The organism is Streptomyces sp. NPDC017993, from assembly GCF_044328065.1.
Classification (GTDB): Bacteria; Actinomycetota; Actinomycetes; order Streptomycetales; family Streptomycetaceae; genus Streptomyces.
This window is the reverse complement of sequence record NZ_JBIRGO010000005.1, coordinates 410857-423893: the sequence shown is the minus strand read 5'-3', so window position 1 is coordinate 423893 and position 13037 is coordinate 410857. Positions and strand designations below refer to the sequence as shown.

At 70.6% G+C, this 13037-nt stretch carries 10 protein-coding genes; 8 read left to right on the top strand and 2 right to left on the bottom strand.

The genetic code is table 11. The annotated features are described in order from the left end of the window. Positions 1-14 precede the first annotated feature (14 nt). Positions 15-383, bottom strand: a complete 369-nt coding sequence (locus ACH4FH_RS11480; protein WP_398555553.1) for a hypothetical protein — start codon at positions 381-383, stop codon at positions 15-17. 335 nt (positions 384-718) lie between these two features. On the opposite strand from ACH4FH_RS11480, the gene ACH4FH_RS11475 reads away from it, so the two are divergent. The 6 genes from ACH4FH_RS11475 (at position 719) to ACH4FH_RS11450 (ending at position 9078) form a co-directional block, all read left to right on the top strand. Next, on the top strand, positions 719-1213 hold the full coding sequence (locus tag ACH4FH_RS11475; RefSeq protein ID WP_398555552.1) for a hypothetical protein: 495 nt from the start codon (positions 719-721) through the stop codon (positions 1211-1213). A gap of 446 nt (positions 1214-1659) precedes the next feature. Next, on the top strand, positions 1660-3063 hold the full coding sequence (locus ACH4FH_RS11470; RefSeq protein WP_398555551.1) for a class II fumarate hydratase: 1404 nt from the start codon (positions 1660-1662) through the stop codon (positions 3061-3063). A 56-nt stretch (positions 3064-3119) separates the two neighbouring features. Next, positions 3120-3842, top strand: a complete 723-nt coding sequence (locus tag ACH4FH_RS11465; protein ID WP_398555550.1) for a DUF402 domain-containing protein — start codon at positions 3120-3122, stop codon at positions 3840-3842. Positions 3843-4039: 197 nt separating this feature from the next. Then, the gene (locus ACH4FH_RS11460) at positions 4040-4723 is read left to right on the top strand and encodes a class I SAM-dependent DNA methyltransferase (protein ID WP_398555549.1); all 684 of its coding nucleotides are present in this window, start codon (positions 4040-4042) and stop codon (positions 4721-4723) included. Positions 4724-5463: 740 nt separating this feature from the next. Beyond that, a complete protein-coding gene (locus ACH4FH_RS11455) occupies positions 5464-7458 on the top strand; it encodes a SpoIIE family protein phosphatase (RefSeq protein WP_398555652.1) in 1995 nt (664 codons plus the stop codon). Between the two features lie 156 nt (positions 7459-7614). Next, positions 7615-9078: a catalase gene (locus tag ACH4FH_RS11450; RefSeq protein ID WP_398555548.1), complete on the top strand. Its 1464-nt coding sequence runs from the start codon at positions 7615-7617 to the stop codon at positions 9076-9078. A 90-nt stretch (positions 9079-9168) separates the two neighbouring features. Here the strand turns inward: ACH4FH_RS11450 and ACH4FH_RS11445 are convergent, their stop codons facing one another. Next, positions 9169-11439: a transglycosylase domain-containing protein gene (locus ACH4FH_RS11445; protein ID WP_398555547.1), complete on the bottom strand. Its 2271-nt coding sequence runs from the start codon at positions 11437-11439 to the stop codon at positions 9169-9171. A gap of 246 nt (positions 11440-11685) precedes the next feature. On the opposite strand from ACH4FH_RS11445, the gene ACH4FH_RS11440 reads away from it, so the two are divergent. After that, a complete protein-coding gene (locus ACH4FH_RS11440; RefSeq protein WP_398555546.1) occupies positions 11686-12657 on the top strand; it encodes an SPFH domain-containing protein in 972 nt (323 codons plus the stop codon). Continuing rightward, positions 12654-12938, top strand: a complete 285-nt coding sequence (locus ACH4FH_RS11435) for a hypothetical protein (RefSeq protein WP_398555545.1) — start codon at positions 12654-12656, stop codon at positions 12936-12938. The genes ACH4FH_RS11440 and ACH4FH_RS11435 overlap by 4 nt, the downstream gene beginning before the upstream one ends. Positions 12939-13037 lie beyond the last annotated feature (99 nt).

Sequence of the window (13037 nt, the reverse complement as noted above, 5' to 3'; positions counted from 1 at the left end):
AGAGGTCGTGAGCGTCATTTCACCGGCTGCCGCGCCTCCGGGTCAGGGGCCACCGGCGGCTCCTTGCGGTCGCCGAAGAAGTAGTCGTACAGATCCTTCAGGTATGCGTACAGACGGTCGTCCTCCCAGAACGACACACCCGTCATCAGCGCCCACTCCGTCGAGCCGGCCGGCCGCTCGCGAAGCAGGTACTCCAGAGCACCCCGCAGGTGCCGAGCGTACGGCGTCTCTCGAACGACCTCCCCTTTCTTGTGGTGCACTCGGACGACATTCGACCTCTCCCGGTCAATGTCGTCGATGAATTCCACGTTGAGCACCACCCTGAAAAAGGCAGCGATATCCCGATTCTCCACGAAGTATGGAATATCTTCCGGGAATTGCATGCCCCTCCCCCCAACCAGCCGCGGAAACAACGCCGACAGCCCGGGTCGAGCATTATCATCCGGCCGACAGGCCTCAACTACCTTCAATCCTGGTGACGTTCGGCGTCTCTCGGCGCGAAGGTGCATGACCGTCAGCTGTGCACGCCACTGACCCGGGGGTGCCCGGAGGTGCCCGGAGCAGCCGTATCCGCCCCGTGCTCGGCGGGCACCCGTCATGTGTCGGAGAATCTCTTTCGACCACGAAGTCGAAGAGAACGGCATGCCCCATGGCGCACCCGAACCGGCCGAGGACTCCCCCACCGGACCGAACTGAACTGCCGTCAGGCGAAGGAGCCATGGTCGGGCTCTTCTGGGCCGACGCCGACGGGTGCTGGCTCGGCGCCCCTCCCGGCACCGGAGGGTCCGCGGTCCGGCTGACGGATGACGGCCTGCTGGCCGTCGGCGAGGTCCGCGACGCGTGGCGCTGGTCGCAGGTGAGCCAGGTGTCCGTGCCTGACGCGCCCTCCCGGTCGCACCTGAGGCGCCGCATGCGGAAGGCGGCCGATCTGGCGGCGACCATGTCCGGGCTCGGCGGGCCCGAGGCCGCGCCGCGGATGACGGTGCGCGTCACCCACGCCGAGGGCGCGAGCGAATGGCCCGTCTCCTGTGCCGCTGCCGCGGCCTACACCCACCGTGAGGTGGAACTCTCCCACCAACTCCTCGAAGCATTCGCCTCCGGAGCCCTGCGCCCGTCGCTCATCACCGACTGGTGGCGTACGGCCGACCTCTCCGCGGACCTGCGATCCCTTGCCCGTGAGTCACTCCTGGAAGAGTGGGCGAGCCGCGCTTAGCCCCTCCTGGCGCGCCTGGTGCCGAGGGCATCGGCAAGGGGGCCAGGCGTGGCTGAGGGCGTACACGTCGACCGGTTCACCCGCCACGACATCGACCCGCGCCCGCTCTTCCGTCACGGCGCCGTCGCGCCCCGCGGTGTAGACGCGCGGCGTCATCAACGAACGCCGCCTCTCCGAGAGCGACTTCCGGTCCGCGCCCACCAGGTCACCTCGACGAGTCCGCGCTGCCGCGCCTCGTGGGCGAGGTGGTAGGGGCGCACGATCGGGGTCGCGTCCCCGTCCGGCGACGGTTCCGTGGGTCCACGTCGAGGAGCCGTACGGATCCGGCGTGAAGACCGGCGGCGTCCTGGCGGCGCCGGAAAGCCAGGGGCCCTCCTCCGGGTGATATCCGGTGGCCGGGCGACCCGAGTGGGAACAGATCGCGGATTCCGGGCACTGAGATAGGTATGAGCGAGAACAGCAGCCCCGGCGAATTCAGGATCGAGCACGACTCCATGGGGGAGGTGCGGGTGCCCGCGCACGCGAAGTGGCGGGCGCAGACGCAGCGCGCGGTGGAGAACTTTCCGATCTCCGGGCAGCGGCTGGAGCGGGCGCACATCGAGGCGCTGGCGCGGATCAAGGCCGCGGCGGCCAAGGTCAACGCCGACCTCGGAGTGCTGGACAAGGACGTCGCGGAGGCGGTGGTGTCCGCGGCCGGCGAGGTCGCCGAGGGGAGCTGGGACGAGCACTTCCCCGTCGATGTCTTCCAGACCGGCTCCGGCACGTCGTCGAACATGAACGCCAACGAGGTCATCGCGACGCTCGCCACCGAGCGGCTGGGCCGCCCGGTTCACCCCAACGATCACGTCAACGCCAGCCAGTCCTCCAACGACGTCTTCCCGTCCTCGATCCACATCGCGGCGACGGCGGCGGTCACCCATGATCTGATTCCGGCGCTGGAGCACCTGGCGGCCTCCTTGGAGCGCAAGGCGGAGGAGTTCGCCGAGGTCGTGAAGTCGGGGCGTACGCACCTGATGGATGCCACGCCGGTGACCCTCGGCCAGGAGTTCGGCGGTTACGCGGCCCAGGTGCGGTACGGCGTCGAGCGGCTGCGGGCGTCGTTGCCGCGGCTGGCCGAACTCCCGCTGGGCGGTACGGCCGTGGGGACGGGCATCAACACCCCCCAGGGCTTCTCGGCCGCGGTGATCGCCGAGGCGGCGCGCGCCACCGGCCTGCCGCTGACCGAGGCCCGCAACCACTTCGAGGCGCAGGGTGCGCGCGACGGGATCGTGGAGACCAGCGGCCAGCTGCGGACGATCGCGGTCGGCCTGACGAAGATCTCCAACGACCTGCGCTGGATGGCCTCCGGGCCGCGTACGGGCCTCGCCGAGATCAGCCTGCCCGATCTGCAGCCCGGCTCGTCGATCATGCCGGGCAAGGTCAACCCGGTGATCCCGGAGGCCGTCCTGATGGTCGCGGCGCAGGTCACCGGCAACGACACGACGGTGGCCACGGCCGGCGCGGCGGGCAATTTCGAGCTGAACGTGATGCTCCCGGTGATCGCCAAGAACGTGCTGGAATCGGTGCGGCTGCTGGCCAATGCCTCGCGCCTGCTGGCGGACCGTACGGTCGACGGCATCACCGCGAACGTCGAACGTGCCCGTGAGTACGCCGAATCGTCCCCGTCGGTGGTCACCCCGCTCAACAAGTACCTCGGCTACGAGGAGGCCGCGAAGGTCGCCAAGCGGTCGCTGGCCGAGCGCAGGACGATCCGTCAAGTGGTCATCGCCAGCGGTTACGTCGAACGTGGCGTGCTCACCGAGGAGCAGCTCGACCAGGCGCTGGACGTGCTGCGTATGACGCACCCGTAACGCCTTGTGCGGCTCAGATCACGGCGCGCGTAACTCGGCGCGCCTAAGATCTGCTCATGACAGCGGACATGGTGGACACGACGGAAGGCGAGACGGCCGGCACCCGTGAGACGGCCGGTTCGGCAGGGCGAGGGCGCTGGGCGCCGGGCGATCACATCCTGTGGCGCTATCGCGACAACGCCGACGGCGACCGGTTCCACATCTGCCGTCCGATGACCGTTGTCCAGGACACCGAGAAGCTGCTCGCGGTGTGGATGGCGCCCGGCACCACCTGCGTCAAGCCGGTGATCGCCGATGGCACGCCGGTGCACCGCGAGCCGCTGACCACCCGCTACACCAAGCCCCGGCGCACCGCCCGCGATCACTGGTTCGGCACCGGTGTGCTGAAGCTGGCCCGCCCGGGCGACCCGTGGTCGGTGTGGCTGTTCTGGGAGCGCGACTGGCAGTTCAAGAACTGGTACGTCAATCTGGAGGAGCCGCGCCGCCGTTGGTCGCGCGGAATCGACTCCCAGGACCACTTCCTCGACATCTGTGTCTACCCCGACCGGCACTGGGAGTGGCGGGACGAGGACGAATTCGCGCAGGCGCAGCGGGACGGTCTGATGACGTCCGCGCAGGCCGCCGAGGTCCGGTCCGCCGGGCGCGCCGCGGTCGCGCACATCGCGGCCTGGGGCGGGCCGTTCGGGGAGGGCTGGGAGGACTGGCGGCCCGATCCGGCGTGGGAGGTGCCCCGGCTTCCGGAGGACTGGGACCGGGCGCCGGACCGTTCGCGGTCGTGAGGGCGGGTACGGGAGCGAAGAGAGGGAAGGGGCGAACCATGGAAAGGTGCGCCCATGGGCGATGCTGTTTCTCGCGGGCCGATCCCCCTTGCTGTGCCAGGGGTCTTCAAACGTAGGATCGTCCTCCGCAAGACTGCACAGGCGCAACTCCGGAACTGGACAACGAACTTGACTGCGGTCGCAGGAGGGGCGAGGTCGTGAGCGCTACGAGCTACGACGGATATGAGGGCCTGAACCGGTTAGCACTGGACCGGGCCGGCCAGGCCGAGGCGTTCGACGCGATCGGTGACCGGTACGACGAGGCCTTTCCGCACAAGGAGGGCCAGCTCGCGTCGGGCGCCTGGCTTGCCGACGCGCTGCCCGCCGGCTCGCGCATCCTGGACCTCGGATGCGGGACGGGCCTGCCGACCGCCCGTCAGCTGTCCGACGCAGGGCACCGCGTGGTGGGGGTCGACCTCTCCCCCGCGATGATCAAACTGGCCCGGGACAACGCCCCGGCCGTCGAATTCCACCGGCTGGACATCGCCGATCTGCGCAACGGCCGGCTCGGCGGCCCCGGCTCGTTCGACGGCATCGCCGCCTTTTTCTCCCTCCTGATGCTGCCGCGTGCGGAAATCCCTTACGCGCTGCGCATGGCGCATGATCTGCTACGACCGGGCGGCCTGCTGGCCCTGTCCATGGTCGAGGCGGATGTCGACGACTTCACGATTCCGTTCCTGGGCAACTCGATCCGGGTATCGGGTTATCTGCGGGACGACCTGCGCCGAGTCGTGCACGACGCAGGCTTCGAGGTCACCGGGGAGGACTCGTATGCGTACGCCCCGGCGAGTACGGACGTACCACCCGAGATCCAGCTCTTTCTGCACCTGCGACGCGCTTGAGACGCCGCGCGTCAGCCGCGCAGCCCCGGACGGATGGAACCCCACGCGTGACGGAGCACCCCACCTCCCACGAATCGCGGCAGTCGGCCCCGACCGCCGCGTCCTCGGCGTCCCCTTTGCGGGGGCCCACCGGTACGGCGCCGCTCGGCGCGGTCCCCGACCCCCGCAGCGCCCTCCAGCAGCCCGCAGCGCCGGGGTTCGCCCCGGTTCCCGGTACGGGCTTCGCCGTGCGCGGGGGTGACGACATCGGCATGCGTGGCGGCGCCGGGGACTCGGCGGGCACGTCCGCGCCCGGGTTCACGGGCGCGGCCGCGGCCTGTGCCGGTTCGGCGGGCGGCCCGGAGGACGAGCCGGTGGCCGATCACGGGGCGGCGGAGCGGGACGCGGCTGCGGACGCCGGCCGCGACGCCGTCGGGCACGCCACGGGGCGGGACCCGTTGAGCTCCTACGGCAATTCCTACAGCTCCCACAGCTCCTACAGCGACCCGTACGCGGAGGTGGCGATGCCGGTGTCCGGACGGCCGGCCGGAGTGCCGGACACGGATCGCAACGCGGCCCGTGGCGCCGCGGACCGGGGCCGGGACCAGGCGTCGCCGCCGCCCGCTCCGCATGCCGTCCAGGCGGCGGCCGACGAGGGCGCGGGCCGTACGGAATCCGAGCAGCCCGCCGTACGCCACGCCGCTGTCGGCCGTGCCGGGACGCCCGAGCCCGGCGAGGAGCCGCGGCCCGGCGGCAACGGCATCGGCCGCCCCCGCGAGGGCGGGAGCGCCGGCGGCAGGTCGGGCCGGTCCCGGCCGCGTGACACCGATCAGTCCGGCCCGCCGTCGGTGCCACCGCCCGCGTCCCGCGGCGGCGGACCCGATCCGGCCGGAGCGCGCGGCGGCGACGCGGCGCGGGCGCCGGCCGGTGGCAGCGGAGGGGCGGTGCCGCCGCAGCAGAGCGCGGAGGCGCCGTCGGCTCCCCCGGCCAGGTCCGGGCATCCCGGCGAGAGCGGGGAGGTGGCGGCGGCCCGGCAGGCGGGCGGTGACCGGCTGCGCTTCATCGGAGCGGCGACCCGGCGGATCGCCCGCGGCATAGACCTCGACGAGATCGTGCTCGGCCTGTGCCGGGCGACGGTGCCGACGTTCGCCGACGCGATCCTGGTGTACCTGCGGGACCCGCTACCGGTCGGCGACGAGCGGCCGACCGGTCCCGTGGTGCTGCGGCTGCGCCGTACCGACCGCATTCCGGAGGAGCCGGACACCAACGGCGCCCGACTCCCGGTACTGCCCGCCCAGCCGGACCTCGGGCCCGCGATGGGCGGCAGCGCTGCCGAACTGGCCGAGGTGCGGCCCGGTGGGCCGCTGGCCGAGGTGCTGCGCGGAGTGCGCCCGCTGTTCGGTGAGGCGCAGGCGGCGCGGACGGCACTGCCCGAGCTGCTGGGCCCCGACACCCGGCTGCCCGGCGGGCACCGGGTGATCCTGGCGCCGCTGCGCGGCCGCCGGCGGGTGATCGGTGCGGCGGTGTTCCTGCGCCGCCCGGACCGGCCGGCGTTCGAGCCGGACGATCTGCTGGTGGCGGCGCAGCTGGCGACGCACACCGCCCTGGGTGTGGACAAGGCGGTGCTCTACGGCCGCGAGGCGTACATCGCCGACGCGCTCCAGCGCACGATGCTGCCGGACTCGCTGCCGCAGCCGACCGGTGTGCGGCTCGCCAGCCGCTATCTGCCGGCCGCGGAGACCGCCCGGGTGGGCGGCGACTGGTACGACGCGATCCCGCTGCCGGGCAGCCGGGTGGCGCTGGTGGTCGGCGACGTCATGGGCCACTCGATGACCTCCGCCGCGATCATGGGGCAGCTGCGGACGACGGCGCAGACGCTGGCCGGTCTGGATCTGCCGCCGCAGGAGGTGCTGCACCATCTCGACGAGCAGGCGCAGCGGCTGGGCTCGGACCGGATGGCGACCTGCCTGTACGCGGTCTACGACCCGGTGGCGCACCGGATCATCATCGCGAACGCGGGGCATCCGCCGCCCGTGATGCTGCATCGCGGCGGCCGCGCGGAGGTGCTGCGGGTGCCGCCGGGCGCGCCGATCGGTGTCGGCGGGGTCGATTTCGAGGCGGTGGAGCTGGACGCCCCGGCGGGCGCCACGCTCGTGCTGTACACGGACGGCCTGGTCGAGTCGCGGATCCGGGACGTGTGGACCGGCATCGAGCAGCTGCGGGAGCGTCTGACGGAGACGGCCCGGCTGACGGGCCCCAATCCGCCGCCGCTGGAGCCGCTGTGCGACGAGGTGCTGGACATGCTGGGTCCCGGCGACCGCGATGACGACATCGCGCTGCTCGCGGCCCGGTTCGACGGGATCGCGCCGAGCGATGTCGCGTACTGGTATCTGGATCCCAAGGCCCAGACCGCAGGTCAGGCGCGTCGGCTGGCCCGGCGGGCGCTGGCGCGCTGGGGCCTGGACGAGCTGACCGACCAGCTGGAGCTGCTGGTCAGCGAGGTGGTGACGAACGCGGTGCGGTATGCGGAGCGGCCGATCACGCTGCGGTTGCTGCGCACGGACGTGCTGCGCTGCGAGGTGGGCGACGATGTGCCGCAGCTGCCGCGGCTGCGGCAGGCCAGGCCGTCCGACGAGGGTGGCCGGGGGTTGTACCTGGTCAACCGGATGGCGCGACGCTGGGGCGCGACCCGGCTGAGCATGGGCAAGGTCGTCTGGTTCGAGCTGTCGATGCCGCCGGGTGCCGCACGCGGCTAAGTCGCCGCCCGGCGCCCCGTTTCACATGCTGGACCCCGTCCGAGACCGGACGGGGTCCAGTTCTTGCCGACATGCCGTCGGAGGCGTTGACTGCTTGTGTGGGTACAAGGGACTGACCGACCCCCATCCCAGTCGTCGAACGGGAGGCGTTCCTCCATGACCAGCTCGGCATCACGCGTACCACGCACCACGAACAACGCCGGCATCCCGGTGGAGAGCGACGAGCACTCGCTGACTGTGAGCCCGGATGGCCCCATCCTGCTCCAGGACCACTACACGATCGAGAAGATGGCCCAGTTCAACCGCGAACGGGTCCCCGAGCGCGTGGTGCACGCCAAGGGCAGCGGCGCGTACGGCACCTTCCAGGTCACCAACGATGTCAGCCAGTTCACCAAGGCGGACCTCTTCCAGCCGGGCAAGAGCACCGAGATGCTGGCCCGCTTCTCGACCGTCGCCGGTGAGCAGGGCTCCCCCGACACCTGGCGCGACCCACGCGGCTTCGCGCTCAAGTTCTATACCGAGCACGGCAATTACGACCTGGTGGGCAACAACACCCCGGTCTTCTTCGTCCGGGACACGATCAAGTTCCAGGACTTCATCCGCTCGCAGAAGCGGCGCCCGGACAACGGGCTGCGGGACAACGACATGCAGTGGGACTTCTGGACGCTGTCGCCGGAGTCCGCCCACCAGGTCACCTGGCTGATGGGCGACCGCGGCATCCCCAAGAGCTATCGCCACATGAACGGCTACGGCTCGCACACCTACATGTGGGTCAACGACGGCGGCGAGAAGTTCTGGATCAAGTACCACTTCAAGACGGACCAGGGCATCGACTTCCTCACCCAGGAGGAGGCGGACCGGATCGCCGGCGAGGACGCGGACCTGCACCGCCGCGATCTGTTCGACGCCATCGACAGCGGCAACGCGCCGTCCTGGACGCTGTATGTGCAGGTCATGCCGTTCGCGGACGCCCCGGACTACCGCTTCAACCCGTTCGATCTGACCAAGGTGTGGCCGCACGGCGACTACCCGCTGATCGAGGTCGGGCGCATGACGCTCAACAGGAACCCGGAAGACTTCTTCATCCACATCGAGCAGGCGGCCTTCGAGCCGTCCAACATGGTGCCGGGCATCGGCCCGTCCCCGGACAAGATGCTGCTGGGCCGGCTGTTCTCCTACCCGGACACCCACCGCTACCGCATCGGCCCGAACTACGCGCAGCTGCCGCCCAACCGGCCGCACGTACCCGCCCACTCGTACGCCAAGGACGGCCCGATGCGCTTCGACCCGGCGCGGGTGGCCCGGCCGTACGCGCCGAACTCGTACGGCGGTCCGGCGGCCGATGTCGCGAACTACGGCGAGCCGGCGGGCTGGGAGACCGGCGGTGAGATGGTCCGCGAGGCGTACACGCTGCGCCCCGAGGACGACGACTTCGGGCAGCCGGGCACGATGGTCCGTGAGGTCCTCGACGACGCGGCCCGCGACCGGCTGGTCGGCAATGTCGCGGGCCACCTCCTGAACGGGGTGAGCCGTCCGGTGCAGGAGCGCGCGTTCCAGTACTGGCGCAACATCGACAAGGGCATCGGCGACCGGATCGCCAAGGCGGTCAACGGCGGCTGACCGGCGCCCGTAGAACGCACACACCGCGGCCCCCGCATCGATGCGGGGGCCGCGGTGTGTGGGAGCGGGCGGATGGCCGGTGGCCTGCCGTCAGTCGAAGCCGGGCAGGCCGTTGGCTCCGTTGCCTCCGGTCTCTTCGCCGCCGGCGTCGCCGCCTTCGGTGCCGCCGTTCGGCGGCGCGGGGCCGGACGGCGTCGTGGTGGGCGGGGTGGGCGGCGTGCCGCTCGGTGTCTGCGACGGCGTCTGGCTCGGCGTCGAGGGAGTCTGCGAGGGGCTGTTGCTCGGCGTCTCGGGCGCCGAGGGCGTCTGCGACGGCGTCTTGGTCGGCGTCGGGGTGCTGGTCGGGGGTACCCCGGCGCCGAGGTTCGTGTCGAGGTCGAAGTCGGCGCCCGTGTTGTCCCCGAGTGCGCCCGCGGTGTAGTCGGCCCACACCCTGGCGGGGTAGCCGCCACCGTTGACGCGGCCGCCGCCCCCGACGCCCTTGAGCGTGACCTGAGCGCCCTGGCGGACCTTGTCGTCCGATGCCGCGGCCTCGCCGAACATGCCGACCGCGGTGACCAGCTTCGGCGTGTAGCCCACGAACCAGGCCGACTTGTTGTCGTCGGAGGTGCCGGTCTTGCCCGCGGCCTCGTAGTCGGTGTTCTTCACGGCGTCCGAGGCGGTGCCGTCGTTGACCACGCCCGTCAGGACGGAGGTGAGGGTGTCGGCGGTCTTGCGGGACAGGACCTGTTCGCCGATCGGGTCCGGCAGCGGGTGCTCCGCGTCGGTGCCGTGCACGGCCTTGGTGACCAGCGCCGGGGTGACCTTCTTGCCGTGGTTGTCGAGCGTCGCGTAGGCCCCGGCCATCTGGAGCGGGCTGGCTCCCATGGTGCCCAGGGTCATGGCGGGCTTGACGTCCATCTTGCTGCCGTCCATGCCCAGGCTGACCGCGGTCTTCTTGACCTGGTCAAGTCCGGCGTCCTCGCCCATCTGCGCGAAGACGGCGTTGACGGAGTTGTTCGTCGCCGTCTGGACGCTGATCTTCCCGTACTCGCGCTCGTCCTCGTTGGGCGGTGCGAAGGGGATCGTGCCACCCACGACCGGGCGGCGGTTGCTGCCGTCGTAGACCGTGTCCGGGTTGATCGGCAAGCCGTTCTGGGTGGTGGCGTTGTGCTCCATGGCCGAGGCGAGGATCAGCGGCTTGAAGGTGGACGCCGGCTGGTAGTCGGAGCGCAGCGCGTTGTTGGTGTAGTGCTTGGTGTAGCCATCGCCGCCGTACATCGCCACGATGTGGCCGGTCCCGGGGTCCACCGAGGTGGCGCCGAGCTGGGCGTCGGCGTCGACCTTGCGCTTCTTGGGGTCGATCTCGTCGGTGAGCTTGCGCTTGACGGACTTCTCCAGCTGCTGCTGCTTGTCCTTGTCGATGCCGAGGGTGACGGTCCAGCCGCCGGCCTCGAACTCCTTCTCGTCGACGCCCTTGGCGAAGAGTTCCTTCTTGGCCGCCGTGATGAGGTAGCCGGTCTGGCCGTCGAGTCCGGGCAGCGGCTTGGGTTCGTCCGGCTTGGCGAACTCCTGCTTCCTGCGGTCCGCCGCGGGGAGCCATCCCATCTCGACCATGTTGTCGAGGGTGTAGGCCCAGCGTTCCTTGACCCGGGTCTGGCCGGCTTTGCTCGCCGTGGACCAGTCGTACTGGCTGGGGGCCTGGAGCAGCGAGGCGAGGTAGGCGCCCTGGGAGACGGTGAGCTTGTCGACGTCGACGCCGTAGTAGGCCTGCGCGGCGGCCTGGATGCCGTATGCGCCGCGGCCGTAGTAACTGGTGTTGATGTAGCCCGCGAGGATGTCGTCCTTGCTGAACTTGTTGTCCACCTTGAGGGAGATGACGATCTCCTGGAGCTTGCGGCTGACCGTCTGCTCCTGGCTCAGGTAGTAGTTCTTGACGTACTGCTGGGTGATCGTCGAGCCGCCCTGCTTGCCCTGCCCCCGCAGGGTGTTCAGGATGCCGCGGGCGGTGCCCTTGAGGTCGACGCCGGAGTCCTGGTAGAAGGTCTTGTTCTCGGCGGCGACGAAGGTGCGCTGGACGGCCCTCGGTATTCGGCTGAGCGGCACGCTCTCGCGGTTGACCGCGCCGACCCGGGCCATGACCTTGCCGTCGGCGTACTTGTAGACGTTGCTCTGCGCGGTGGCCTGCTTGTTGCCGTCCGTGGGGACGTCCACGTAGAGGTACAGGCCGATGAAGCCGAGGATGCCGAGCAGGCATGCCCCGAGGAAGGTTCCGAGGATCTTCTTCCAGGTGAAGAAGCGGCGTATGCCGCCCCTCTTCTGTTTCCGTTTGGCCCGGCGGGCGCTCCCCTGCTGCGCCCTTCTCACATCCGCTCGGCCCATCGCTCCCGCAACTCCAGTCGTTCCGCCCCCGGATAAGTCAGCTGTCGAAGCTAACACCGCATCTGTCAACAAATACTCATCGATCAAGGCTTTTCCCTACGTGACAATCAGCACCCGATGCGGGGGAACCGGGACAGGGGTGTCATCCCTCGCCCTGGACCCGCAGGGGCGGGAAGGGGTAAAGTGCTATCACTTTGCTAGGCCCGCGGCATCAGTGACGCCGTACCTGAAGAAACGGGGACCCCTATGTCCGACCAGACACCCGCCACTCCGGCCTCCGACCCCGGCGGCGACCTCGCCGTCGACGCTCCCGAGATGCCTCAGCCGCAGGTCCGCGAGACCGCCGCGCACAGCATCCCGGGCGGCGTCGCCCTGCTGCTGACCGTGCTCGGGGTCTTCCTCGGCATCGCGATCATCATCGTCGGCGGCATACTCGGCTCCGGCGGCAACAACGGGGCCGGTGTGCCGATGGTCATCGTCGGCATCCTGTTGCTGCTCACCTCCTTCTTCTGCATGACCGGCGTGAAGATGGTCGCGCCCGGCGAGGCCCGGGTCATCCAGCTCTTCGGCCGGTACGCCGGCACGATCCGCACCGACGGCCTGCGCTGGGTGAACCCGCTCACCACCGCCCGCAAGATCTCCACCCGTGTCCGCAACCACGAGACCGCGGTGCTGAAGGTCAACGACGCCTACGGCAACCCGATCGAGCTCGCCTCGATCGTCGTGTGGAAGGTCGAGGACACCGCCCAGGCGCTCTTCGAGGTCGACGACTTCCTGGAGTTCGTCGCCACCCAGACCGAGGCCGCCGTCCGGCACATCGCGATCGAGTACCCCTACGACGCCCACGACGAGGACGGCCTGTCGCTGCGCGGCAACGCCGAGGAGATCACCGAGAAGCTCGCCGCCGAACTGACCGCTCGGGTCCAGGCCGCCGGCGTACGGATCATCGAGTCCCGCTTCAGCCACCTCGCCTACGCCCCCGAGATCGCCTCCGCGATGCTCCAGCGGCAGCAGGCCGGCGCGGTCGTGGCGGCCCGCCAGCAGATCGTCGAGGGCGCGGTCGGCATGGTCGAGCAGGCACTGGCGCGGATCAACGAGCAGGGCATCGTCGAACTGGACGAGGAGCGCAAGGCGGCCATGGTGAGCAATCTGATGGTCGTGCTGTGCGGGGACCGGGCCGCCCAGCCGGTACTCAACACGGGCTCGCTCTACCAGTGAGCGACGACACCCCCGAGGAGCCCGCCGCCGAGGACGGCCGGTCACCCGTGCGACGGCCGCAGCAGCGAAAGCAGGTGCTGCTGCGGCTCGACCCGCTGATCCATGACGCGCTGGCGCGGTGGGCGGGCGACGAACTGCGCAGCACCAACGCGCAGATCGAGTTCCTGCTGCGCAAGGCGCTCGGGGACGCCGGGCGGCTGCCGAAGGGGGCGGGAGCGATTCCGCGGCGCGGCCGGCCACCGAAGGGGGAGCCGCCCCCGGCCCCCTCGGACAACGGCTGAGGACGAACGACAGCGGCGTCGGCAGCGGCGTCAGCGATGGCATCGGCGTCGGCGTCGGGGGCCCGGATCGCTATGCGCTTCGCGTATACACTCCGGCTA